26 protein-coding genes are annotated in these 23548 nt (G+C 61.5%); 9 read left to right on the plus strand and 17 right to left on the minus strand.

Annotation, left to right across the window (positions count from 1 at the left end):
- The first annotated feature begins 96 nt into the window (after positions 1–96).
- Complete coding sequence (locus LFT47_RS11410; RefSeq protein WP_236810799.1) at positions 97–354, plus strand: helix-turn-helix domain-containing protein; 258 nt, start codon at positions 97–99, stop codon at positions 352–354.
- Positions 347–997, plus strand: a complete 651-nt coding sequence (locus LFT47_RS11415) for a helicase associated domain-containing protein (RefSeq protein WP_236810801.1) — start codon at positions 347–349, stop codon at positions 995–997. The genes LFT47_RS11410 and LFT47_RS11415 overlap by 8 nt, the downstream gene beginning before the upstream one ends.
- 329 nt (positions 998–1326) lie before the next feature.
- Here LFT47_RS11415 and LFT47_RS11420 read toward each other — a convergent pair whose 3' ends face one another.
- The 3 genes from LFT47_RS11420 to LFT47_RS11430 form a co-directional block, all read right to left on the minus strand.
- A complete protein-coding gene (locus LFT47_RS11420; protein WP_236810804.1) occupies positions 1327–1830 on the minus strand; it encodes an AAA family ATPase in 504 nt (167 codons plus the stop codon).
- A 71-nt stretch (positions 1831–1901) separates the two neighbouring features.
- Positions 1902–2486 (minus strand): dihydrofolate reductase family protein, encoded by a 585-nt coding sequence (locus tag LFT47_RS11425; protein ID WP_236810806.1) that lies wholly within the window; start codon positions 2484–2486, stop codon positions 1902–1904.
- Between the two features lie 101 nt (positions 2487–2587).
- The gene (locus tag LFT47_RS11430) at positions 2588–3085 is read right to left on the minus strand and encodes an NUDIX domain-containing protein (protein ID WP_236810809.1); all 498 of its coding nucleotides are present in this window, start codon (positions 3083–3085) and stop codon (positions 2588–2590) included.
- Positions 3086–3243: 158 nt separating this feature from the next.
- Here LFT47_RS11430 and LFT47_RS11435 point away from each other — a divergent pair, with 158 nt between their 5' ends.
- Both LFT47_RS11435 and LFT47_RS11440 read left to right on the plus strand, forming a co-directional pair.
- Positions 3244–3744: a GNAT family N-acetyltransferase gene (locus LFT47_RS11435; protein ID WP_336885440.1), complete on the plus strand. Its 501-nt coding sequence runs from the start codon at positions 3244–3246 to the stop codon at positions 3742–3744.
- 210 nt (positions 3745–3954) lie between these two features.
- Positions 3955–4374 (plus strand): hypothetical protein, encoded by a 420-nt coding sequence (locus LFT47_RS11440; RefSeq protein ID WP_236810812.1) that lies wholly within the window; start codon positions 3955–3957, stop codon positions 4372–4374.
- A gap of 215 nt (positions 4375–4589) precedes the next feature.
- Here the strand turns inward: LFT47_RS11440 and LFT47_RS21380 are convergent, their stop codons facing one another.
- The 10 genes from LFT47_RS21380 to LFT47_RS11485 form a co-directional block, all read right to left on the minus strand.
- A complete protein-coding gene (locus LFT47_RS21380) occupies positions 4590–4724 on the minus strand; it encodes a hypothetical protein (RefSeq protein WP_272909579.1) in 135 nt (44 codons plus the stop codon).
- A gap of 159 nt (positions 4725–4883) precedes the next feature.
- Positions 4884–6239, minus strand: a complete 1356-nt coding sequence (locus LFT47_RS11445; protein WP_236810815.1) for a hypothetical protein — start codon at positions 6237–6239, stop codon at positions 4884–4886.
- A gap of 378 nt (positions 6240–6617) precedes the next feature.
- Positions 6618–7259, minus strand: a complete 642-nt coding sequence (locus LFT47_RS11450; RefSeq protein ID WP_236810816.1) for a hypothetical protein — start codon at positions 7257–7259, stop codon at positions 6618–6620.
- Between the two features lie 194 nt (positions 7260–7453).
- A complete protein-coding gene (locus tag LFT47_RS11455) occupies positions 7454–7939 on the minus strand; it encodes a hypothetical protein (protein ID WP_236810817.1) in 486 nt (161 codons plus the stop codon).
- Positions 7940–7942: 3 nt separating this feature from the next.
- Complete coding sequence (locus LFT47_RS11460; RefSeq protein WP_236810818.1) at positions 7943–9916, minus strand: ATP-binding protein; 1974 nt, start codon at positions 9914–9916, stop codon at positions 7943–7945.
- Between the two features lie 192 nt (positions 9917–10108).
- Complete coding sequence (locus LFT47_RS11465) at positions 10109–10792, minus strand: hypothetical protein (protein WP_236810819.1); 684 nt, start codon at positions 10790–10792, stop codon at positions 10109–10111.
- Complete coding sequence (locus LFT47_RS11470) at positions 10789–11268, minus strand: DUF6650 family protein (protein ID WP_236810821.1); 480 nt, start codon at positions 11266–11268, stop codon at positions 10789–10791. The genes LFT47_RS11465 and LFT47_RS11470 overlap by 4 nt, the downstream gene beginning before the upstream one ends.
- Before the next feature lie 126 nt (positions 11269–11394).
- The gene (locus LFT47_RS11475; RefSeq protein ID WP_236810823.1) at positions 11395–12747 is read right to left on the minus strand and encodes a hypothetical protein; all 1353 of its coding nucleotides are present in this window, start codon (positions 12745–12747) and stop codon (positions 11395–11397) included.
- Between the two features lie 124 nt (positions 12748–12871).
- Entirely contained in the window at positions 12872–13501 is a 630-nt protein-coding gene (locus LFT47_RS11480) for a hypothetical protein (protein WP_236810824.1), read from the minus strand.
- Positions 13498–14352 carry a hypothetical protein gene (locus LFT47_RS11485; protein ID WP_236810826.1) on the minus strand — a complete coding sequence of 285 codons (855 nt, stop codon included), beginning with the start codon at positions 14350–14352 and terminating at the stop codon, positions 13498–13500. Before LFT47_RS11485 ends, LFT47_RS11480 begins: the two co-directional genes overlap by 4 nt.
- A 104-nt stretch (positions 14353–14456) precedes the next feature.
- On the opposite strand from LFT47_RS11485, the gene LFT47_RS11490 reads away from it, so the two are divergent.
- Both LFT47_RS11490 and holA read left to right on the plus strand, forming a co-directional pair.
- Complete coding sequence (locus tag LFT47_RS11490) at positions 14457–15323, plus strand: ComEC/Rec2 family competence protein (protein WP_236810829.1); 867 nt, start codon at positions 14457–14459, stop codon at positions 15321–15323.
- Positions 15324–15393: 70 nt separating this feature from the next.
- Positions 15394–16410, plus strand: a complete 1017-nt coding sequence (gene holA, locus LFT47_RS11495; RefSeq protein WP_236810832.1) for a DNA polymerase III subunit delta — start codon at positions 15394–15396, stop codon at positions 16408–16410.
- A gap of 227 nt (positions 16411–16637) precedes the next feature.
- On the opposite strand, the gene rpsT is transcribed toward holA, so the two are convergent.
- On the minus strand, positions 16638–16898 hold the full coding sequence (gene rpsT / locus LFT47_RS11500; protein ID WP_236810834.1) for a 30S ribosomal protein S20: 261 nt from the start codon (positions 16896–16898) through the stop codon (positions 16638–16640).
- Positions 16899–17069: 171 nt separating this feature from the next.
- Positions 17070–17639, minus strand: coding sequence for a type II toxin-antitoxin system PemK/MazF family toxin (locus tag LFT47_RS11505; protein WP_236810835.1), 570 nt, complete (start codon positions 17637–17639; stop codon positions 17070–17072).
- A gap of 147 nt (positions 17640–17786) precedes the next feature.
- Between LFT47_RS11505 and lepA the strand changes: the two genes are divergently transcribed.
- Together lepA and hemW are read left to right on the plus strand one after the other, a co-directional pair.
- Entirely contained in the window at positions 17787–19640 is a 1854-nt protein-coding gene (gene lepA / locus LFT47_RS11510; RefSeq protein WP_236810839.1) for a translation elongation factor 4, read from the plus strand.
- A gap of 48 nt (positions 19641–19688) precedes the next feature.
- Positions 19689–20918, plus strand: coding sequence for a radical SAM family heme chaperone HemW (gene hemW, locus LFT47_RS11515; RefSeq protein ID WP_236810841.1), 1230 nt, complete (start codon positions 19689–19691; stop codon positions 20916–20918).
- A gap of 46 nt (positions 20919–20964) precedes the next feature.
- On the opposite strand, the gene LFT47_RS11520 is transcribed toward hemW, so the two are convergent.
- Complete coding sequence (locus LFT47_RS11520; protein WP_059390016.1) at positions 20965–21378, minus strand: DUF4870 domain-containing protein; 414 nt, start codon at positions 21376–21378, stop codon at positions 20965–20967.
- Between the two features lie 103 nt (positions 21379–21481).
- Positions 21482–22339, minus strand: coding sequence for a DUF3097 family protein (locus LFT47_RS11525; protein ID WP_236810844.1), 858 nt, complete (start codon positions 22337–22339; stop codon positions 21482–21484).
- 179 nt (positions 22340–22518) lie between these two features.
- Here LFT47_RS11525 and hrcA point away from each other — a divergent pair, with 179 nt between their 5' ends.
- Positions 22519–23532, plus strand: coding sequence for a heat-inducible transcriptional repressor HrcA (gene hrcA, locus LFT47_RS11530; protein WP_236810846.1), 1014 nt, complete (start codon positions 22519–22521; stop codon positions 23530–23532).
- The last annotated feature ends 16 nt before the right edge of the window (positions 23533–23548 follow it).

Below are 23548 nucleotides of genomic sequence, written 5' to 3' on the forward strand. Positions count from 1 at the left end.
GTCAAAGAAGCCCTTGTCCAGTGCGCCCACACTGTCGTCGTGTCGGAAGATTCACCATAGCGTGCCGCACGTTTGGTCGGCGCATAACATGTTCCTATGTCTGAACCGAAGCCTCCGCCGCCACTGCGATTCCTTACAGTAGAGCAAACGGCTGAGTTCCTGAACGTAGGACAGCCTTTGATCAGATCGCTTCTGAAGGCCGGTGAATTGCGGGGAATTCAGATCGGCGGACGTAATACCTGGCGCATCGGTCTGGAGGACATTCAAAGCTACATTGACGAGGCGTACCGGAGAACTGCTGCGCGTATTGCCGCCGGAGAGATCGACGAATCACTGCCTGGAGAAGATGACTGAGCGTCGTTTCGAGAGCCGTGAGGAGTGGGAGCTCATGTACCGCAGCGGGCTCACCCAGGCTCGGATCGCTGATCTGTGTTCCGTGCCGCAACGGGACGTCAACCGGGCCATCGGGTGGGCCAAGCGCTGGGACGCATCTTTGCAAGAGGGACATCTGGCGAACCGGCCCCCGGTTACCCAGACCAAAGCCGGACTGACGGTCGGATGGCTCGCCCGGCGCGAAGAGTTTGCAGCCTTCCTCTTCAGAGAGGGCCGCACACCGTCGGGCAGCAGTACCGATCCTGCCGAGAAGGCACTCGGACGCTGGTTAAGTGTTCAACGATCCGCGAGCCGGCGCGGGACCCTCCTGCCTGCCCGGCGGGCATCGCTGGATGCCACGGGCAGTTGGCATGAGCGCTCCCGGGCCGGACGTGACACAGCTGCCTGGGTCGAGCGTCTGCAGTATCTCGCAGCATATTGGTCAGAGCATGAACGCTGGCCGTCCTACAAGAACAGCGCCGATGAAGCCGAACGCTCTATCGGAACGTGGCTGCACGTGCAGCGGCTGAAGCTCTCTCGCGGCCTGCTGGTGAGCGCACGGCTGGAGGCGCTTGATGAGGTCGTTCCAGGCTGGAACACTTGGCGGCCTCCGCGGCGGGCCTGAGTGACATTAGATCATGTCATTTCAGGTGTCAGGTGAACCACGTCCATGTGGAAGAACAGGCCGGACGCACAGAAATGACGGCGTTCACGGCCATGTAAAGCGGGCGGGTAAAGGTCAGACACTGTCGGCAATAGGGGTGGGTGGGCCTACGCAGAATCTCCCCCGTCTGCCAAGTCTCTTCGCACCATGAACCAGGCTGAGTATGGCAGTCTGACCGGAGCCTACTAGTACGGCTCGACTCGTGCGCACCCCCGGACTCGCCGTCGGTTGTGACGGTTTGATTGGTGCCCACCTGCCAGCCTTGGTCTTGTTAGCAAGAGCTGAACCGTCTAAATCTTCACTCGTCGAAGGATCTCGTCGACGACAGCCGACAAAGATAAGGTTGCATCGATTTTCACGCCAGTCGAAGGAACGTCGGCCCCCGTGCAGTGAAGGCGCTCGATCAACTCACGCTCTGCCTGCCGACCACTTCCTCCCCACTCATCCGCGCTTCGCTCACCCAGCCGACGCAGCAGCGTTGAGTGGTCGATGGTCAAAACGAAGACTTCGTCGAACAGGTCAATGAAGTCCGTGAAGTTCCTTGACCCACCGCAGAAGAACGTCATCGAATTCCTGTGATCAGCAACAAGCGACTTCACTTCTTCTACGTGCCAGATGTGATGTTCGTGGACAGCAAGGCCAGTGACACCTTCCCGGGGTTCTCCGGACATCGGATCACCTTGATAGGCAAGTTCCCGATCACCATTGATCGCGTGATATCCGCGCCGCCGGAGTTCGCGGCACACAGAGGTCTTACCAGCCCCTGAAACGCCCTCAACAAGATAGTTCCGCATTCCCACACCCAAAAGGTATCAATTGCGGAACTACCACACGAAGTCATGGTGATTCTCCTCGCGGTGTTCTGTCAGTGATGCCGAGTGGGAAGGTAGAGGAGTTCCTGGGTGCGGCCGTCGAGCGTACGACTCTCGATCAGCTCCAGGTCGAAGTCGGCGGCACCGGCGAAGATCGGTGCGTCTCCGGTCTGGCCGCTAATCACCGGGAAGATGGTCACTTGGAGCCGGTCAACGAGGCCAGCGGCCATAAGGGTCCGGTTCAGCGAGAGGCTACCGTGCGAGCGAAGCGGGATCTCGGATTCATCTTTGAGCCGTGCGACGACATCGGCGGCGTCGCCGTGTGCCAGAGTCGCATCGGGCCAGTCGAGAGGCTCTTCCAGCGTGGACGAGAGCACTGTCGTGGGCTGGTGCTTCATCCTGGTGTTCACGGGATCGATGGCCTCTGAATCCCGCGAGAGCGTTCCGAGGAACCGCTGGAACATCCGGAACGTGTTCGCTCCTAGGACCAGCCGCAGTTCTTCGCCGTACTGTGCGGCGCGGCGATCCAGGAACTCGGGACCTTGTTTGCCCCAGTAACCGCCCCAGTCGCCGTGGGCGTTGTACGAGCCGAAGCCATCGAGGGTGGTGAACACGTCCCAGGTGTAGATTGCAGTCATGATGGTCTCCAGATTCTCACTTGGTGGGGTCGTTCGCGCCCGGACAGACGAAGAATATTTAGAACGATTCCCGCCTAATTGATGCTGAGCTCGCACCAGCCTTAGGTGTTCTGTTGTTCTGCAAACCGGGCTATCACAGCGGCATCCGATTTATGGAAAGTTCGCCAGTCTGCACCAATGTCGACCCAGCGCGCGGGTTGGCCGGCCTCCGGATTGAGCTTTGTTTCAGGGTCGGCAATCGCCCAATATGACAAGTTCAGCGTCGCTGACCAGTCTGATCGATATGAGCGGGCCGCTGCGAACGCCGGACGGTCGGCGACAGTAAGTTCAATTCCCGTCTCTTCCGCAAGCTCGCGAGTTGCTCCGTCGCGCGGGGTCTCGCCCTGTTCTACCCGTCCGCCGGGCGGCACGAGGCCGCGCCAGCGATGCTGAACGACGAGTATCCGTTGGAAGTCCGGCGAGAACACCCACACATCGGCTGCCAGGGGGCGCGGATCCTTGAGCCATTTCGACTGGAACCAGGCCAGGAGACCTTCTTCTGCCATGTGCGCAATGGACACGTCATGGATGGCCACGTCAACAATGCGGCTGTCGTGCACGGCATACTCCTGTCAATTGGTTCGCGCGGCAATTGTAGGCATAGAGATCGTGCAGTCCTGTTAGCCGATCGATCAGCGACACGAGCATCGCCGTGTGAGGATAGAGCGATGCGGACAACGATCCGCGTCTCAGGCACGGCCGCCTTCCTCACAGGACCATTGAGGGCCTTCGGTCCCTCTTCGACGCCGAGTATTACGAGAAGTGCGGTCCGTGGAACCCCGACTCTCCCTACGGGTATTCGCCAGCCGATGTTCATGTCCTCGCAGCCAATAGTCTGGGCATCATCGGCCATGTCGGATTCCAGAGGAGGCTGATCGACGTCGGCTCCATCGAGGTCCCGGTGGGAGGCACCGGCGGGGTACTTGTAGCATCTCGAGCGCGAGGGACGGGACTCGGCACCCTGCTGATGAGGCGCGTGCGGGAGGCTATGCACACGGCTGGCGTGGATTTCGGGTACCTCGGCTGCCGTGAAGACGTGGCACCGTTCTATGAGTCCTGCTGGTGGCAACGGATCCGCACACGAGCGCGGTGTTTTTCACGACTGGACGGAACCACAGTGATCGAATCCACGGATACCCCGATCCTGATCTGCTCCGCCGCTAAACCCGTCGCATCGTGGCCCTCCGGTCCGATCGACCTTCGGGGAACACCTTGGTAGAGCACCGAGGAATCACCGTCCCGGTGGGGGACCGATTTTCGGACACGAGCCTTGCTGCCCACAGGCTTCCCCTGGGAGAAGGTACCGTCGGCGACATGATGATTTGGATCAACGGAACCTTTGGCGTGGGAAAGACCACTACCGGCCAGGCACTTTGAGGCGCAGCCTGCTCTACGGCTATTTGACCCCGAAGCGGTCGGCTACATGCTTATGCACAGTCTGAAGGACCAGGCATTCAGGGATTTCCAGGATCTGCCGGCCTGGCGGGCGCTGGTCCCAGCAACAGCTTTCGAAATTCGTCGGCATACCGGACAACACTTGGTGGCCGTCCAGACCGTGCTGCGGCAGGACTATTGGTCAGAACTGAAAGCAAGTTTCAGTGATCTGGACGATCAGGTGTTCCATGTATTGCTGGACGCAGACGAAGCAACCCTCCGGAACCGAATTGAGAACGACCAGGTCGAGTTGTCCGCCAGGCAATGGAGGTTGGATCACGTCGAAAGGTACGCGGCGGCTCGGACATGGATGATCAAAGACGCTGACCTCGTCATCGACACGTCTTCTCTAGCGACTAAGGATGTTGTTTCCCGAATCGCCGCGTCTGTCCCCGCGGAACTCTCTGTCCACTGACGCACATCCAAAACCTGCGAGAGAAACCGCCATGCCAGATACCCCGACGATTTGCGGACGAGCTTGGCGGCAATGGCCAGGTGGTACGTGACCGTGGTTTCATTGACGCTGGCGGCCGCGGTGATTTCGGTGTGGGAATGCCCTGCCGGTACATCGGCACCCACTCAGGATCGGGCGCGGTGCGCTTCGTCTGGGTCATGCGCTTGCCAGTGTCGTCACCGCAGGGGGTCGTCCTTGGGCCGTCCAGCCTGCTTCAGCTCAGCGATCCGCAACCGGAGGAACACGATGACGAGGACCAGGGCGTATACCGCCAGTCCGGCCAGCACGATCGTAAAAATCGCGTACAGCACACCAATTACACCAAAGGCTGGACTTACATTCACTGGTTTCCCCCAATAGTCGTTAGCCCTAGGCTAGCGAACCAGTCCTCTCTTTTGTTGGACTGGCGATAGTGCCCTTGAAGGGCCGGGAACTGGCAGAAATCACCGCATGCTCAAAGCGATACGCTTCTACCTGATCCCATGCGGTCCGTGTGGACTCCAGCCGTCGAGAAACGGCACAAGGTCTTCATCGCGATAGTCTGCCAGAACGGGGACCTCGATGGGGCGAAGCAGGGGATCCTTGGCGTCGATGTAGTCGCGGGCCCATGCCAGCCAGGCCATCCCGCGATTGACCAGCTCTGCATCCCTTTCTGAGGACACTCTCGCCTCAAGGCCGTCCACGTACTTGCGCAGCATGCCGGCTTCTGCCCACGCGTCAGCCTGTATCTTGAGCTGCTGGGCCTTGTGGTGGTCCTGGATTCGCATGCGGGCGCGCTTCATGGCTGCTTCCCAGCGTCGCTGCGTGTCCTCCTCCTTGAGACGTGCTTGCTCGCGCTTCCACTCGTTTTCCAGATGTTGAATTTCGATCTCGCGAAGTATGGCCGGCAGGGCGCTGTCGAGTTGCTGCCGCTTTCCGTCGCGAAACCGTTCCCGGCGACCGTTAGTTGAATACTCCTGCGTCAACTCCAGTTGGAACCGCCCCGTTGATACGAAATCGGTGTTGATGACCAGCGGCCGGGACTGGTCTCGAGGGTTGTATTTGGGAATGTATGGCCTTGCAGCGCCGCCGTTCGGGGGAAGTTCCCGCATTTCCAATGAAACGATGGTTGTACCGATCGTGATGGCAATGTCGCCCTCGAGAGTCGTGGTGCCACGGGAGTTGGTGCGTTTGTGGCTCGACGGCAGCGTGACCTCATAGCCGCGGGCAGCGCTTTCCGTGGCCAGCGCGTGCAGCAGTTTCGCAGCCCGGGCGACGTGCTCTTTCGACACCCCCCGTGTGCCGTCGCGGAACGCTTTGGCGACCGGGTGATATTTGCCCACCGTGTCCGGAATCGGGACCGGACGCCCGTCGACGTCATCAGCAAAATGACGCGCCCAACGTGCCTCGTACCGTGGGCTCTGCCACGACCCAACGCTCGTTATCTCGAGCTTGTAGCCTTTCGGGCGGAGGTCTGACTTCATGACGTCACGGATCAGGGCATCGTTGGCTGCGCGGTGCGAATATCCGCCCTCGACCTCAAGGACTCCACCAGCGGCAGTGAGCTTCTGTATGAAGTTGTCGGCTTCAGATTGGTCGGTGTGGTTGTTGGCATCGGAGCCATCGATGCTCTTGAGCAGCTCCACACCCAGCTGGGTGATCGCGGCGGTCCAAGTCGGCCCCTTGCCTGTAATCGTGATGTATCGATCGTCCGCCAAGGCTCGGGCGGCTATTCGATGTGAGTAGCCTTCGAAGACACTACCCGGACAGCCGTCATTGACCCATTTCAAAACTTTGGACTGTAAAACGCTGAGCGGCTTAGGGTGCTGCGGCAAAGGAATGTCCAATCCGAGTCGGTTCATGGCGTAGTAACCATGATCGACTCATTCTTCAATGGATACGTATTTGCAGGACGGCATCTGGATCGAGGAAGGTTTGGGGTCACTACAGGTCCTTGGCCTTCCAGAATTCTAAGTTGTCCGACCGAGTCGCTCGGTCTTGGTGACAATTCGGCGATTTCCCGGATGCTCTGGGCGTCTTTGCCTACCTGTTCCACCTCACTTTGGCGGTATCCGATTCGGTAGGCGCACAGCAGAACGTCATGCGTGTCGTACTCATGCCCACACTTGTGGAGCATGCGGAAGCCTACCGAAGCTCACGACCTCCCGTACGAAGGCCTCACTTAGAACGAGTGACTCGGCCGTTCCTCCCCGCTGCGGCGGATCTCAGATCAGGTCGATGTGGGTGAACGGCCCCAGGTAGTCGTCGTGGAAGGGTAGCCCTTCCCAAGCTGGCAGGCGATCGGGCAATGGGTAGATCCGGGCGGTCCCGTCGGGGGTCACGTCCGTTGGCCGCAGCGGCTCCGGGGCGTGGATGACGACCGCGACGAGATCCGCGATGCGGATGTGCGTCACCAAGGTGAGTTCCATGAGCCGTCGAATTCCATCGATCTGGGCCTGCGGACAAGACGCCGCATCCGGTGACTTCTGAACCCAGTCGAAGACCCCGTTCTGCTTGCGGACGCGGAAAAGGTGCACCGCGAATCGATCCGGGATGCTGGTTGCCAGGGCATGCCTGGAAGGCCCGTCGACGAGGAGCCTGAAGGGCTGTGACACATTCAGGTTGATTGCCGTCTTCGCGAACCACCGCGCCAGGATCGTGGCTTCGGCGTCGGTGATGCGCCCGCGACGCGGGCCCTGAGTCAGGACCGGCATGGCGCTTACCTCCAGCGAGGACATCCAGCCGTTGTTGCACGCGGCGCAGACCTCGCCGTTGAAATGGGAGCGCAGCGGGCGCTCTCCGCGTTCAGACGCGACGACGCCACCCAGGGGCATGCTGATGCGGATGGGATGGACCCGCTCATCCATGGCCCCGTGATGCTTGAGAAGCCACTGAGGGAAGATGTGCTCCTTCGACCGAGTCCCAGCGACTTTGTCGCAGAACCAGCAGAAGGGGACTGGCTCGACTACTCGGTGGGCGAGTGGGCGGCCTGTCTCCATCAGGTTCCGATCGAACTTCCGCAGTCTGTCAGGACCAACGGGCTGCCCACTATCTGAAGGCATCACTTCTCCTCTGCGATATGGACGAACGGGGGCCTGACGCGGGATACGGCGGAGAGCTTCTCGTTTAGCCCCAAGATCGCGGAGTCGAACCATTCATCATCGATCCACAAGCGCCTGCCGGTAGTTCGACTGTTCCGCGTCTCCGAGCGGTTGAGCCGCTGCCCCTCATCCGGGTGCGTGGCGGGTCGGGCGCGCAGCACGTCGCTCCTGATTTCGGCGGCGACGTAGAGCGCGCTGTACACCTCGGTCAGGTAGTCCTTGATCGGTCCTTCGTTGGCAGCCTTCGCGGCGTTCCTGACTGCGCCGGCGATTCCTGACGTCATCATGGGCTCCAGCCTGTTCAGCACGAGGTCGTCTGGAAGCCGATCCGCGAGGCGGTGCAGATCACCGAGAATTGTCCACTCCATCGACGAGACGGTGTATGCGACCTCGCCGATCCTCGCGAGGTACGACTGTTCGGGGAGCGGGACGCGTGATCGTTCCATTGGTCAGCTCGCCTTCTCTTCATTTTCAGGAAAGAGATCCTGTGGGATGACGTCCCCGTGGTGTTCCATGAGGTACCGCCGGACGTCGTCAATGGTGGGGTCGTGTTTGAGGCTTTGTTGGTAGAAGTCGAGTCGCCGCCCTGCTTCGTCAAGTACCTCGTTCCACTTCTTGACCCACACGCGGTAGTTAACTGGTGAGTTGGGGTCGATGCGGGACTGGTCGAGGATACCGGACGGCCTGCCATCCTGGTTGATGTCCTTGCGTACGGAATCGTCGTAGTCGGTGACGAGGAGGACGAAATCCCATTCGGAGTTCATGTCCGCGAACTGCCTGTCGGCCACGACCGCCCGCGCGTATTTCTTGATTTGCGAGGCCTCCGTATCGGTGGCTCTTACTGCCGGGGCTTTGAGCTCGACAACCAGGTGGCGGATGCGATCGTGCTCCTTGGTCTTGGCAGACAGCATGAGATCCAGCCTGCCGGTGGAGCCGTCGGTGAGGCGCACGTTCTCTGCCCCTTTGGGGTCTCGTCCCAGCATGGTCAGATGCTGCCGGAGCGCGTGTGTGAGGCCGCGCTCGGAGAACATCATGTTGAACTGCTCTCCAAAGACCCAAAGCTCGCTTTCCAGCATTGTGTGGAGGTGCTTTCGTTCCTTCACGACCTTGGATGCGTCTTCGTCGAAGACCAGCATCCTCAGCGCCGCCAAGAAATCGAGGCGGTTGGTCACGCTCGTGTTAGCAGCAATGAGGCGGGAAAGCGACGAACGGGTCAAGAGCCGCGTCAACTGGTTCTTCTCGTCCATGCTCAAACCGACGAATTGGTCCAGTAGGTCGCCGACACCGGCCGGATGCTGTTGCAGCGTCTCCTTGAGAAGCCCCAGCATCAACCGGCGCTGTTCCATCTTCTTCGGCAGCCGACGCCGTATTGCCGTTGCGACGACGTCGAACGTAGCCTGTTCTACCTTCTGCTCCTCAGAGTCCGGGACGTTCTTGTAGGGGTAGGTTTCATCCTCCTTCCAGGACTCCACCAACGCCCTTCGCTGCTCATCCCGCCGTTCGTCGAAGTATGCCGTCAACCGGGCGTTGACGGCCTGCAGGAGAGCCGCGATGACACCAGGGTCCTGCTCCATCTGGGCGAGCATCCATTCGCCGGCGTGTTCCGGCATCTCCGACCACATGATGTATGCCGCGTACCGGAAATCAGCTGCTGGCTTGGCCGGCAGATCGTCGACCGGTACTCCCTTGTCATCACACAGATGAAGCGTGCGCCCCTTGCCGCCCTTCCATTCAATGATGCGGAGTTCGGCTTCGTGAACCTTACCCTCGTGCTGCCAGGACAGGCTTACCTTGGTGTCGTTCTCAATCTCCTGCGCCGGGCTAATTGGGCGGTTGTCGTAGACCACTGACACATCTGGATACGAAATGAGGTAAGGAGCGAGGGCGGCGGTGATCTGTTCCTTTGCTCCATCCGAATCAAGGCGGTTCAGGTTATCGCGGCCGGTTGCCTCAAATTTCGTCCCGGTGCTGTCGGTGGTCTCAACAGGCTCCGGCCCGGTGAAGTCGTTGCGATCAGGCACGGTGGCCGCAACCTCGGAACGGTAGCGCCGCCCCGTGGTGTCGCTGGCTACCGAGATCCAACGGACGCTATTGCCCAGGGCGAACGCGCGGAGTCGCCCCTGGCCTCGTTTACCGTGAAGCGGGCGCGCCTGCGGGCCCTTGGTAGTTTGAGCGCCGCGCTTCCACGAGTTACCCACCCATCTGAAGGCCGAGCTGATCTCATCCCGGCTGATTCCATGCCCGTCGTCTTGGACTGTGACGCCAATGACACCTTCTGCTTCGTTGCGAACGAGATCAACTCGGACCTCGTTCGCTTCCGCATCGAGGCTGTTCCACACGAGTTCGATGACCGCCTGAATGGGATTTCTCTCGTGCGCCAGTTCCTCGACGTGATCGGCTCCGGCCTCCAGTCGAATATGCATGACCCAACCTTGCCACACGCCCGGCCCCTGCAGGCACACTGAAACGTCGCACCGAGGACTTTCCACTACGCCAGAATGAGCGTGCCCGACAACCGCTCTGCGCAGGCAGGCCTGGCCCTCCCTCAAGTGCCCATCATTGAGGGGCGTGTGGAAGAGAAGCCGACTCTGAGCCACCTTGCTGCCAGCGCAGCTTTAGCCTTCGCTCTCTGCCACTGGAGAGTTAGCTGTGCTGGCAGGCAATATGAAGCGGCCCGCGAACGGATCTTCGGTGCGCCAGTGACTGTAGGCATCCGGGAGATCGCCCTGGGATGGAAGGTTCCCGGCAAGGGCGGGTGCGTTCGGCAGAGTATTCACAGCGGATGCAAACAGGTCGGCGGCTTCTGTCAGATGTGTGGCAAGGTCGGCAACGAGGATGCCTGGGTGAACGTTGCCGTCGTGATTTGGAAGAAGCCACCGAGCCGATGGGCCGGGGTGACCTCCCCAGGTGCAGTGCTGCTTGTATTCGCTGGGCCTGAAGCCCCCCGCCTGCCTCATCTGGCTTGGTCGGAACGACTTCTCGATTCGATTAGTGGAGGCGTTTAGCCATCGCTGCCGCTGCGGCGGGTCGTCCCGGAATGCAGCCATCAGATAGTGAGCCTCGACGATTTGTCGGGTGAGCGCGGTGGCTGCGTACCAACGCTCACGGTCGAACGCGTCGGCCGCTTCTTGACCGAGTTGACCGACCATCTGCGCCACGAGCGCGACGGCCTCGCTGTCGTGGTCCTTCGTGGCCCATGAATCTACCCAAAGGCGTTGCCCGGCTTCAGCGAGCCAGTCGGCCGCGAGATGGCAGACCAGAGAACGGAGGTCACGCAGGCTGTCGGAGTCGCCACTCATTCCGAAGCACCGTCGAACCTCTCGAAGAACCACCCTGCCTGGTCCGGAACGATTCTGGCGAGTTCTTCCGACACCTCGAGGCCGTACTCAGCCGCCAATTCCCCAATCTGGAAACCCGCAAGCCCGCGCAACCGACCGAGCGCCATGGACAGCGGATCGGTCCCCATCAGCCTGTAGCGCCGGTCCCAGTCGTCACCCGATGGACCGACTTCGTCCATGAAATCCCGGAACAGCCTCTGTAGCAGTTGGACGCGGCGGATCATCTCCGGTCCGATCTCAGGGTTATCGAGAAGTTTCGAGAGTTCCTTGCGTGCGTGGTCAGCGGACCTGACACAGTGCTCCTCGATCTCTGCCGAGAAGTCCTTCCAGAGCATGCGGCGATCACCCAGCAGGTTCAGGACTCGTCGGGCAATCTCCCGATCGTCGTCCCTGCGCTCCCACTGCGCCCCGCCAAAAGGAGCCGATACACCCGTCATCCGATACCTAACCATGTGGCCATCGTGCCTGAAAACGGAGACCGAAGCTGGACGACCCGCTAACTAGAGCGACGCCTTTCCAAACCGGAACTCAGCCTGCTCGCGCACCCACGCGGCAAGGTGCGACTAATTTCCTTCGAGGAACGTCGAGTTGAATAGGTCAGCAGCATCGACGAGGTCTGCCGCATGGGCCTCGAGGACGCCTCTGGTGACCTCGTCATTGCCTTCCTCGGTAAGTACCCACGTCACGGTCACCGAAGTCGCCTCAGGGTCCCGTGCCAGGAGTACATAGTCATCTTGGTCGCTGGTCCACGGGGCGTTGGGCCGGAACGACTCGGGTGTGATCGTGACTTCGACGTCGTGGCCTTGGTTGGTCCAGCTGACAGGATAGTCACGCGGTGTGATCCTGTAATCCGAGAGGTCGGGTCCCAGCACGTAGCGGCTCGGCTGCCTCACGATCGGTTCCACCACCTTCTCGAAGTCGGCATCGTCGGCCTCGCGGAACTCCAGCGCCTCACAGTCGAGGAACGTCACGATGAGGTGGGGCTTGGCGACGAACCTGCCGCGGCTGACGACGCGGATTCCTGCACCAGGCAGCGCGACGCCAAGGAAGTGCTCTCGACCTTCTGCGATGTTGGTGCTCTTCTCCTTCCGCCACGAAACGAGGCGTGCTGCACGCTCCTCTGCCGATCTGGGCTCAGGGCTGCCGAAGAAGTCGGGCAGTGTAATTGTCAACAGCGACGTGCTCCGAACCGGCTCTGGGGTGGCCTTGAATTGTTCCTCCGCGTGCTGGTATAGCCGTTCCAGCACCTCGTCGACGCGACTGACTCGACCGATGGAGCCGAGGATCTCCACCTCGAGATCGATGGGTGGCTTGCCGCCGCGGGCACGTTCGACGAGGGCCTGGACCTCGCCGGACCGGGCCTGGCGCGTGTTGCTGGTTCCCCGCACGTAGACGGCACCGTCCTCGAGGCTGTCCCGGCGGTCTTCGCCTTGGAAGCTTTTGTGGCACGGAAAGATCGGCTGACCATCCTGCGGTGGCTGCGCGACGATGAACAACACTTCGCGATCATCGTCGACGCCGATCCTGCCGAATTCGAACGCAGGGAACTGAGGCCCGAGGTAGGGCCGGAGCCGGTCCTCCAACTCGTGAGCCTCGACGCCGCGGGGAATACCTGGTGCGGTGTCCTTCTGCACGCCGATCACTAGGACGGCGTAGCCCCGGAAGTGGCGCTCGGCCTCCTTCGGCCGGCGGTTTGCCGCGCCCAGCAGGAACTTTGCAACCTTCGCCACGCCTGTCTTGCTGCCGAGGTCCAGGCTGCTCTTGACCTCCAGGTAGGTCGTCTCGGCCTCGTCACCGACTGCGAGGACGTGGTCCAGTATGAGTCGCAGGGCACGTTCACCGAGGGGGAGACTGCCGGTGTCCAGCGTCATGGGCTTCGGCTCGGACGTGTTGGCCATAGCGGGATCGACAGTCATGGATCGATCTTCTCATTCACAATCGACGCGTCGCGCAGCGATTGATGATTACAACCTGTTCTCAGGTCCGCAACCTCGATAAAGCCGGTGGCTTGCACACGGCTCGATCGAGCAGTCGGAGCCGTCACGATGAAAGCTTTTCAATATTAAGAATCGAGTGCACTTCGGCCGAGGTCAGCAGTAGAGGTTCCGACAAACCGCTCATTACCTGCTCGCCCGACGCAGTGAACTGCGCTGCAAAGGCTCGTATCAGGGCCCTGACGTCTCGCTCGATCTGCAGCCAGTTCTCATCGATTTTCGACTTGACTCGCAGATGTAGCGGTTGAAATTCTGCCTCGGGCAGCCCATTCAGGTTATTGCCTGCCCTCTTGAACCGGTCCAGGTCCTGCAGAAAGCCATCCTTAAGTTGGTGCTGCAGTATGTTCCGCTCAGCCATAGCTCCCATCAAGTACATTTCGTACGCGTCATCGATACGGTCGACCGCCCAGCCATTCTCGAAATGCACCAGCTGCAGGGCACCCCCCAAAAAACCGTTCCCCATCTCCGACTTGGTCCCCGGCGGCAGAACAAATACATCGACGAACTCGATGTTGAGACGCGCAGCAGCGACGGCATGACCAGCCTCATGGACCAATGTATGTCTCAAGAGGCCGTGACGAACACAGTTAGCGCGATCCCAGCCATCAGCCGTCAACGGATCAAACGGCTGATCGAGCCACTCGGTAGTAGCCGCTTCTTTAACATGTTCTGTCATGGGGTTGAGGATCCTTCGGTGATGCGCCGCAGCATATTCGCCAGCAGAATGACTGAGTCTGCGGCCACGCCAGCGTAGCGGCGGTTTATCGTCGCGCCATGTTTGACGCCCTGAGCTTGTTCGATCGCCGCGCGGACAAGTTTCCGAAGAGAAGCATTCTCGGATCCAGCAAGATCGACCTCGATCACTCGTTCCAAGCGGTTCTTCGTGCTGGCTACCGGAGGCACTTCCTCACCGTCGAACAAGTGCCGTTCCCGAACGTATGCAGCCTCAGAAAGGCGTTCCAAGATGATCACGCAGTCATTGCCAACATTGCGGTAGTCCTGTTCAGTTCTTGCGTTCTGGAAGTGCCGCCGGAGTTCCGTGATTTCTTCGTCTACCCGGGTCCAACCGGTGCGAGGGTGCGACGATACAGGATCGGCGAGAGTCGAGGCGACGGTACCTGCTTCCAAATCAGCGAGCTGTTCGTGCAAAGGATCGAACAGTTCCGAGAGCATCTGCCGACGTGCATGCCAAGAATTGGAACCGTTGTTGTTTTTCCAGTAGCTGTAGAACCCATCGAAATCATAGAACGGGGGTCGGAAGTCGACGCCTAAGCGCTTCAACACCGCTCTTAGGGCAGCCATTACGGCGCGGGACTCATGAACCGAGATCCTGGGACTATTTTCAGTGCCGCGATTTCGATACTCGTCATGGACGAGTCTGGCCAAGGGGACGGCGATTTCGACATCAGTAGCAGATTTAAGTGGTCCTGCGTGGACTCGCTCTATGAGATCAGTGTTTAGCGTCTCCTGTTGACGGGCCCAAACATCGGCGGCCTCTGCCTCTTCGAAAAAGTCGTTCTCTCGCATCCTGAGAGTCTAAAACCCCCTTGAGCAAAGTACGGCTGGGACTCGGCAACCAGCGGAGATTCTGCGTAACAAGTACCCACCAGTACCCACCTCCTAACTCAACAATGAGCGGAGCGAACTGCAGCCTCATTCTTGGCGGCTTGGTGCTTCTGGCCAGGAGCTTTCGGCTTGCCAGGGGAATCGCGGCAGTCGCGGCCCTTGGAGGCTTGGCGGCCTTCGTCATGATGGTCGGACCGGACGCGAGTGTCCTGAGGGCGGCGGTCATGGGTGCAATCGGACTCAGCGCGCTAAGTGCCGGCAGGCGGGGCCGGAGCCTGGGCTTTCTCTGCCTTGCCGTGACTGGCCTGCTCATCCTGGATCCCTCGCTTGGCACGAGCATCGGATTCCTTTTGTCGGTCCTCGCCACCCTGGGAATTGTCCTGTTGGCACGGCCCATCGCATCCTGGGCTCCAGCATGGATCCCTTCCTGGCTGGCTTCCGCCGTCGCCGTCCCCTTGGCCGCGCAGCTTCTGTGCAGCCCGGTCATCGTGGCCTTGCAACCGCAGTTCTCCAGCTTTTCATTGCTGACGAATATCGCAGTCGCTCCGTTTGTCGCACCCGTGACGATCCTGGGCACCATTGCGGTTCCACTGGTTCCGCTGTTTCCTTGGTTGGCAGTTGTTCCGATAGCCGTTGCCGGGGTCAGCGCGGAAATGGTGGCGGCAATCGCCAGGTTTTTCGCAGGACTTCCGGGGGCGGCCCTGCCGTGGCCGGAAGGTCCCACGGGAATCGTCACCATGATTATCTGGTCTGTCGTGACCATCCTGATGGTGTGGCTGGTCCTGCATCCAACGTGGGTAGGCACGGCCGTACTCTCGTTGCACCGCCGCTTGGTGTTCCTTATAGCCGCGGGGGAGTCGGCTATCCGCCGCCGCTGGACCGAGGGCCATTCCGGGGGCCGCCGTCTTCCGGAAGGCGGCCCGCGGGCATGAAGATCACCACGCTGGACGCTGAACGTGGGAGACTGGGAGTCCGCAAAAAACCTTCTGGAAGGAAGCAACATTGGCTGCTGCCCAGGTCTCCAAGGCTAAGACTTCCGCGGCGAACACCGCCAGCTGGCGGGACATCACACCATCCGCCGTAGTACTGATCACCGGCCCTGAGGAGTACCTCGGTATCCGTGCGATGGATCGGATCCGTTCGCAGGTGCGGGCCGCGGCACCGGAAGTGGAAATCAGCAGGCTCAATGCCGGAAGCTACGAATCCGGTTCCCTCGCAATGGCGGTCACGCCGTCGCTGTTCGATGAGGCCAAACTCATCGAAATCGAGGGCCTCGAGTCAATGAACGATGCCTTCCTTGCCGATGCCTTGAAATACGTCGCCCAACCGGAGAACGATGTCGTGTTGGTCCTTCGCCACGGTGGCGGGGTGCGCGGAAAGAAGCTCCTGGACGCCATCAAGTCGTCGGGATGGCCGGTGGTGGACTGCCAGCCCCTGAAAAAGGACGCCGAGAAAACAGCATTCGTGGTCTCGGAATTCAAGGCAGGCGGCCGCCGTGTCGAAGCGGAAGCTGTCCAGGCCCTCGTCAATGCAGTCGGCGCCAGCCTCTCCGAGCTTGCTGCGGCATGCAACCAACTTATCGCGGACGCCACTACCACCGTGGACGCAGCCACAGTGGAACGGTACTACGGCGGCCGCGTCGAAGCTACCGCGTTCAAGGTTGCGGACGCCGCCATGGCCGGCAACGGACCGCAGGCCCTGTCCAGCCTCCGCCATGCCCTCGCCACCGGGGTTGACCCGGTCCCGCTGGTTGCCGCCCTCGCAGCCAAGCTCCGTACCCTTGCCAAGGTTGCCGGAGCCCAGGGGTCGTCGGCACAGATCGCCAAGCAGCTTGGCATGCAGCCATGGCTCGTGGAACAGGCCCAACGCGACGTTCGGCGTTGGACTCCCGAAGGCCTGGTCCGTTCCATCCAGGTCACGGCTGAAGCGGATGCCCAGGTGAAGGGCCTCTCGCGGGATCCCGTGTACGCGGTAGAGCACGCCGTCACGGTCATTGCCAATGCGGCCCGCGGCCGCTAAGCCCACTCGACACCCGGCTTGTCGGGCGTTACGCATATTCCTGGCGACGCCCGAATCCACGCGTCACTGGTCCGTTTGCGCGACGTGAGTCGGACCCAGCGTCGCGGGTCCATTTCCGCGTCGTCAGTAGCCCCTGCGGCCCGGCCCGTCGGACTCCGCGTTAAATACCTGAGGCCGGCACCCAGGGGTGCCGGCCTCACGTTCAGCTCAGTCGAACTGGATAAACCTTAGAGTGCGCTGACCTTTTTGGAGATCGCCGACTTGCGGTTTGCAGCGTTGTTCTTGTGAATAACGCCCTTGCTGACAGCCTTATCCAGCTTACGGCTAGCAGCAACAAGAGCCTTTGCAGCGGCATCCTTGTCCGTGGACTCAACGGCGGTGGCGACGGCGCGGATGGCCGTCTTCAGCTCAGACTTGACGGCGTTGTTACGCAGGCGAGCCTTCTCGTTGGTGAGGATGCGCTTCTTCTGGGACTTGATATTAGCCACGTGTGTGAACTCTCTTTTTAATGCGGAAAATGGTCTAGAGGGTTTTCAGGTTGGCCATCGACTGAGCGGCGTGGGGATGCCTATGGCAGCCAACCATGAGTGGCCGTCGACCTGCACGGACACACAGCCATAAATATTATCAGACTCGGCGCTTTTCCGGGGATTTCGCGTCTATGCCGAGCCGTGTTGCCCGTTGAGCCGGCGCGCCACAAGGTGGAAAGTGCGTTTGTCGAGGACGGCACCCTCCCGCCGGACGTCCGCCGGATTGACGCGAACCACCCGGTCCACCTTGGCCTCGCTCGGCCGGCCTTGGGGGTCCCAGGAGCCGGTGCCGATGTCGACGTAGTCATCTGAATGGCGGCCGTTGTCGTGGTCTTTACTGGTCAGCATCAGCCCCAGCAGCCACGCGCCGTCGTGCCCTATCAAAAGGACCGGCCGGTCCTTGCCCTGGGAATAATCCTCTTCGTACGGAACCCAGGACCACACGATCTCTCCCGGGTCCGGCTTGCCGTCGGGATGGGGGGAGTACCGCGGCGACACCGCGCCGGTGAAGTCGCCCGGATACGGGCGGGAAAGCTGCCCGACGTCGGCGCTTGCGTTCCGTGTCCGGTTCGCCTTCGCCGCGGCCCCGCCTTGCGGGGATCGGCGAGGGGGTGTGCCGGCCGGGGGTCCGATGATCCGTCGAAGGTAGCCCAGGGAGCCTCTGAGGAGTCTGCCAAGCAAGTGTGTGTCCGATGCCATGGAACCACCGTACTTTCCCCTGCCGTGCCAGTGCACAAGCGGCGCCGTGTTCATGGGAGACTATTAGTTCAGATATGCGGCATCGGCCGGGATGGTCCAGACCAGTCCGGAGACCGGCCGTGTGAGTATCGACAGTAAGGATCCTGCGTGTCTCCCATGGCCCGCACCGCACCGGTGCCCGCCGCGACAGATCCGGCCATCATCCGGAACTTCTGCATCATCGCCCACATCGACCACGGTAAATCAACCTTGGCCGACCGCATGTTGCAGTACACCGGCGTCGTTAAGTCCCGCGACATGAAGGCCCAGTATCTGGACCGTATGGATATCGAACGCGAACGTGGCATCACCATCAAGTCCCAGGCTGTCCGCATGCCCTGGGAACTTGACGGCACCAGCTACGCCCTGAACATGATCGATACCCCCGGCCACGTTGACTTCACCTATGAGGTTTCCCGTTCCCTCGCAGCCTGTGAAGGCGCAGTCCTCTTGGTGGATGCCGCTCAAGGCATCGAGGCCCAGACCCTCGCCAACCTCTACCTGGCGATGGAAAACAACCTCACCATCATCCCGGTGCTCAACAAGATCGACCTCCCGGCCGCCCAGCCCGAAAAGTACGCCGCGGAACTCGCCAACCTGATTGGCGGCGACCCCGAGGACGTGCTGCGCGTATCCGGCAAGACCGGTGTTGGCGTGGAGGCCCTGCTGGACAAGATCGTCCGCGATCTCCCGGCTCCTGTAGGCGACCCCGACGCACCGGCCCGCGCCATGATCTTCGACTCCGTGTACGACACCTACCGTGGCGTGGTCACCTACGTCCGCGTCGTCGACGGCATGCTGCACCCGCGCGAGCGGATCCAGATGATGTCCACCCGTGCCACCCACGAGCTCCTGGAAATCGGTGTCAGCTCTCCGGAACCCACTCCTTCCAAGGGGCTGGGCGTCGGCGAAGTAGGCTACCTGATCACCGGGGTGAAGGACGTCCGCCAGTCAAAGGTCGGCGACACCGTGACCAACCTGGCCAAGCCCGCTTCGCAATCCCTCGCCGGTTACGCCGATGCCAAGCCCATGGTCTTCTCCGGTCTGTATCCCTTGGACGGCACAGACTATCCCGTGCTCCGGGACGCTCTCGAGAAGCTGATGCTCAACGACGCAGCACTCGTCTACGAACCGGAGACGTCTGCCGCGCTGGGCTTCGGTTTCCGCGTGGGTTTCCTTGGCCTGCTGCACCTGGAAATCACCCGTGAACGCCTTGAGCGCGAGTACAATCTCGACCTCATCTCCACCGCTCCCAACGTTGAGTACGAGGTCACGCTGGAGGACAAGCGGGTCCTGCACGTCACCAACCCGAGCGAATACCCCACCGGCAAGATCTCGGAGGTGCGCGAACCTATGGTGTCCGCCACCATCCTGGCGCCAAATGAGTTCGTGGGCGCCATCATGGAGCTGTGCCAGAGCCGCCGCGGCGTCATGGGCGGCATGGACTACCTCTCCGAAGACCGGGTGGAAATCCGGTACCGCCTGCCGCTTGCCGAGATCGTCTTCGATTTCTTCGACATCCTCAAGTCCAAGACCCGCGGATACGGTTCGCTGGACTGGAAGGCCGACGGCGAGCAGGTTGCCGACTTGGTCAAGGTGGACATCATGCTCCAGGGTGAGCAGGTTGACGCTTTCAGCGCCATCACCCACCGGGACAAGGCCTACGCCTACGGCGTCATGATGACGGGCAAGCTGCGCGAACTCATTCCCCGACAGCAGTTCGAGGTGCCGATCCAGGCCGCCATCGGCTCGCGGATCATTGCCCGTGAGAGCATCCGCGCCATCCGCAAGGACGTCCTTGCCAAGTGCTATGGCGGTGACATCACCCGTAAGCGCAAACTTCTGGAAAAGCAGAAGGAAGGCAAGAAGCGCATGAAGATGGTGGGCCGCGTGGAAGTTCCACAGGAAGCGTTCATCGCAGCCTTGACCACCGACGAATCCAAGGACAAGGCCAAGAAGTAATGCGGCTTTTCGCCCGGAATACTGCAAGACGGGCACGAAGGAAAATCCGTGCCTAGCGTTCTTCCCCTCGGGGACCCGGCACCTGCGGACGGCCTCCTGCCGCCGCAGGTGCTCGACGGCGTCGATTCACGCAAGTTTGGACTATACGTCCACATACCCTTCTGTGCCGTCCGTTGCGGATACTGCGATTTCAACACGTATACCGCCACCGAGCTTGGCGGCGGTGCCTCACAGGACGCCTACGCGTCTACTGCCATTTCGGAAGTGGAGTTCGCCGTCCGGGCCATGGAAGCCTCCGGGCTCCCGCAGCGGCCCCTGAGCACGGTGTTCTTCGGCGGCGGGACGCCGACCCTCCTGCCTGCTGAAGATCTCGCAGGCATCCTGACGGCCGCCGTCGGGCACTGGGGCTTGGAAGCCGGAGCCGAGGTCACCACTGAGGCGAATCCGGACTCTGTGACGCCCGAGTCCCTCCAGCTGCTCGCCGACGCCGGCTTTACGCGGATTTCCTTCGGCATGCAGTCGGCGGTCCCTCACGTACTCAAAGTCCTGGACCGTACACACACTCCCAGCCGGGTCCCTTTGGTGGTCCAATGGGCGCGCGACGCCGGCCTCGCCGTGAGCCTCGACCTCATCTACGGCATTCCCGGCGAGTCCATGGCTGATTGGCGGACCTCACTGGAGACTGCTCTGTCCTACGGTCCGGACCACATCAGCGCCTACGCGCTGATCGTGGAAGAAGGCACCAAACTGGCGGCACAGATCCGGCGCGGAGAAGTTCCCGGAATCGACGACGACGACCACGCCGCCAAATACGAACTCGCCGACCAGCTGATCAGTGCCGCCGGACTGGACTGGTACGAGGTCAGCAATTGGTCCCGCACACCCGAACAGGCGTGCAAACACAACCTTGCCTACTGGCGCGGAGACGATTGGTGGGGCATCGGACCCGGCGCGCATTCACACATGGGCGGCGTCCGCTGGTGGAACGTCAAACACCCCACCGCCTATGCCAACAGGCTCGGTGGCGGAGTGTCGCCCGCCGCTGGACGTGAAACGCTCGACGCCGGCACCCGGGAAGTGGAGCGCATCATGCTGGAGGCCCGGCTCGGCACCGGGCTTCAAGTCGACGCGCTCGACAAGGTGGGACGCCACGCCGTCGCAGGCCTCATTGCCGACGGCCTGGTTGAGCCTGCTGCGGCCTTCCAAGGACGACTGGTCCTCACACTCAAGGGCCGGCTACTCGCGGACGCCGTGGTCCGCCGGATCCTTCCGGACTAACGTCCGGCGGTAGGGGTTGGCGCGAGCCGGCATCCATGAAGACCGGCTACTTGATCCAGCGCAGGTTGAAGCGGTAGCGGTGCGGCTGACCGTGGTTGACGCGGATTCCGGCCGACACCGAGAAACAGGTCACCGCGACCCAGATCGCCGTGGCAAGGACGGCGAAGAGGTTTCCGACCACCGGAAGCAAGACGAGGATGTTGGCGAGTACTGCGGCGATCGTCGGAGGCAAAGTGAAGTTGAGGGCTTCCTTGGATTCCTGTGCCGTGAACGGGCCACGTTCGCGGAAGATCAGGTAGATCAGAAGCGAAGGCACGCAGCCAAGGATCCCGCCGAAGTGCGCCAGGGTTGCCCACTGCCGGTCTTCCGAGGCTGTCAAGGGCAGCGCGTTGGCAGGAACGCCGTGGTACTGGGACTGGCCCGAGGTGCCATCCCGATCGTCAGGAGCGTTGTCTGCCACAGTATCTTCCTTCGAGTATCTATCGGTGCGGTGTTGCTGTCCCAGAATACTTGCTCGGCACGCGATCAGCCGACCAACTCCTGTGCCCGGGGGCAGGCAATCCTCACGGAACGGTCAGGAAATCGATCACTTCCTCCACGCGACCCAGCAAAGAGGCCTCCAAATCGGCGTAGCTGTGGACGGCGCCCAGAAGCTTTTGCCAACCCAATCCGACGTCTTCGGCCGTCTCATGCGGCCAGCCGAACGACCTCAGAATGCCGGTCTTCCAATCCGTGCCGCGCGCGATGGTTGGCCATTGCTCGATCCCCAACACCCTGGGCCGGATGGCCTGCCAGACGTCCACGTAGGGATGTCCCACGATCAGGACGTTTCCCGCGGCGCCCGGCAGTGTCATGGCGTCGGCAGCAATCCGCGACTCCTTCGAATCCGGTACCAAGTGGTCCACGAGGATTCCGAGCCGGCGGCCCGGGCCGGGGGAGAACCCGGCAATGGCCGCCTTGAGATCGTCCACGCCGTGCAAGGGCTCGACGACGATGCCCTCCACCCGGAGATCATCTCCCCACACCTTTTCCACGAGTTCGGCGTCGTGCTTGCCTTCCACCCAGATCCGGCTCGCCTTGGCGACTTGGGCCCGCTGCCCGGCGACGCGGACGGATCCCGATGCCGTCCTGCCAGCTTGCGCCGCGCCCTTGGCGGCCGCCGCGCGTGGAGCCGGGGGTACGAGCTTTACTGCTTGTCCCTCCAGGAGGAATCCGAATCCGAGGCGGAACGATTTGGCTTTTCCCCGCCGGTCCTCAAGCACCACGATGTGCATGCCCCCGGACTTCTCCACCCTGGTCACGGCACCGACCCAACCTGACTGCACGTCCTCGAGGACCATCCCGCGTTCAACGGGCACCTCAGGAAGTTGCCGTTTTGTAGGCGAGGAGAGGTCTTGCGGGCCCCAATTGTCGTAAGACACGGTCTTCACACCTTTTTGCTAGGGGGATCGTTGACGGTCCGTGGCGTTACCCACGGCCGCGCGGGAATCATGTTCGCCGCGAGCGGTACCAATGCTAACAACGAGGTGGCTCATACTAGACTTGTTAGCACTTGGGCATGTTGAGTGCTAATTGTTGAATTGTTGATTGGAGGTGGGCAGTGAGCGAACCACGCAAGCTTGAGGTGTTACGCGCCATCGTGGAGGACTACGTTCACTCCCGCGAGCCGGTCGGCTCCAAAGCCTTGGTCGAGCGGCACCATTTGGGAGTGTCGAGCGCCACCATCCGCAATGACATGGCACTTCTGGAAGAAGAAGGCCTCATTGCAGCACCACACACGAGTGCCGGCCGCATTCCCACGGACAAGGGCTACCGCCTGTTCGTCGACCGGATCTCCGAGGTCAAGCCGCTTTCGGCTGCCGAGCGCCGGGCCATCCATTCCTTGCTTGAGGGACCCGACGACGTCGAGGACATCCTTGAGCGCACCGTCCGGCTCCTTTCCCAACTGACCAACCAGGTCGCCGTCGTCCAGTACCCGCACCTGAGCCGCGCGCGCGTCCGGCACATCGAGTTTGTCCTTTTGGCACCGCGCCAGGTCTTGGTGGTATTGATCGCCGATTCGGGCAAAGTGGAACAGGGTGTTGTGCACGCAGCGACAGACGCCACCGACGAAGAGCTCATGGCCTTGCGCGCGCGGTTCCTTGGAAGCATTGCCGGCTCCCAGCTCGACCTCATGCCGCAAGTCCTGCCCTCGGTGGTTGCCTTGTGCCCGCCGACGCTTCGCAACCTTGCAGGCGCGCTTGCCCACGGCCTGGAAAGGCTTGCCGAGCGGAGCCGCGACGAGCGCATGGTCATGGCAGGCACGGCAAACCTGGCCCGTTCCAACGTGGACTTCCCGCTGAGCATCGGTCCGGTCCTCGAAGCGCTCGAGGAGCAGGTGGTCATGTTGCGGCTGTTGTCGGATATGGCGGAGGACCCCCGCGGAGTCACGGTGAGCATCGGCCGAGAAAACCCCTACGACGGCCTCTCCGAGGCTTCGGTGGTTGCCACGGGCTACGGTCCTGGCAGCAGTGCCAAGATCGGCATTCTTGGACCCACCCGCATGGATTATCCCAACACCATGGCGGCCGTCCGTGCCGTCGCACGCTACCTTTCCCGCATTCTGGGCGGCTGACAGCCTCGGCTGGAAG

It is taken from the genome of Arthrobacter sp. FW306-2-2C-D06B (assembly GCF_021789175.1).
Lineage (GTDB): Bacteria > Actinomycetota > Actinomycetes > Actinomycetales > Micrococcaceae > Arthrobacter.

Coding starts and splice junctions, on each gene's coding strand:
- LFT47_RS11440 (WP_236810812.1), top strand. CDS start 3,955: ATGCACAGTCTGAAGGACCAGGCATTCAGGGATTTCCAGGATCTGCCG.
- LFT47_RS11450 (WP_236810816.1), bottom strand. CDS start 7,259: ATGGATGAGCGGGTCCATCCCATCCGCATCAGCATGCCCCTGGGTGGC.
- LFT47_RS11465 (WP_236810819.1), bottom strand. CDS start 10,792: ATGAGTGGCGACTCCGACAGCCTGCGTGACCTCCGTTCTCTGGTCTGC.
- LFT47_RS11425 (WP_236810806.1), bottom strand. CDS start 2,486: ATGACTGCAATCTACACCTGGGACGTGTTCACCACCCTCGATGGCTTC.
- LFT47_RS11420 (WP_236810804.1), bottom strand. CDS start 1,830: ATGCGGAACTATCTTGTTGAGGGCGTTTCAGGGGCTGGTAAGACCTCT.
- LFT47_RS11475 (WP_236810823.1), bottom strand. CDS start 12,747: ATGACTGTCGATCCCGCTATGGCCAACACGTCCGAGCCGAAGCCCATG.
- LFT47_RS11505 (WP_236810835.1), bottom strand. CDS start 17,639: ATGGCATCGGACACACACTTGCTTGGCAGACTCCTCAGAGGCTCCCTG.
- LFT47_RS11470 (WP_236810821.1), bottom strand. CDS start 11,268: ATGACGGGTGTATCGGCTCCTTTTGGCGGGGCGCAGTGGGAGCGCAGG.
- LFT47_RS11460 (WP_236810818.1), bottom strand. CDS start 9,916: ATGCATATTCGACTGGAGGCCGGAGCCGATCACGTCGAGGAACTGGCG.
- LFT47_RS11455 (WP_236810817.1), bottom strand. CDS start 7,939: ATGGAACGATCACGCGTCCCGCTCCCCGAACAGTCGTACCTCGCGAGG.
- LFT47_RS11410 (WP_236810799.1), top strand. CDS start 97: ATGTCTGAACCGAAGCCTCCGCCGCCACTGCGATTCCTTACAGTAGAG.
- LFT47_RS11480 (WP_236810824.1), bottom strand. CDS start 13,501: ATGACAGAACATGTTAAAGAAGCGGCTACTACCGAGTGGCTCGATCAG.
- LFT47_RS11490 (WP_236810829.1), top strand. CDS start 14,457: ATGAGCGGAGCGAACTGCAGCCTCATTCTTGGCGGCTTGGTGCTTCTG.
- LFT47_RS11485 (WP_236810826.1), bottom strand. CDS start 14,352: ATGCGAGAGAACGACTTTTTCGAAGAGGCAGAGGCCGCCGATGTTTGG.
- LFT47_RS11415 (WP_236810801.1), top strand. CDS start 347: ATGACTGAGCGTCGTTTCGAGAGCCGTGAGGAGTGGGAGCTCATGTAC.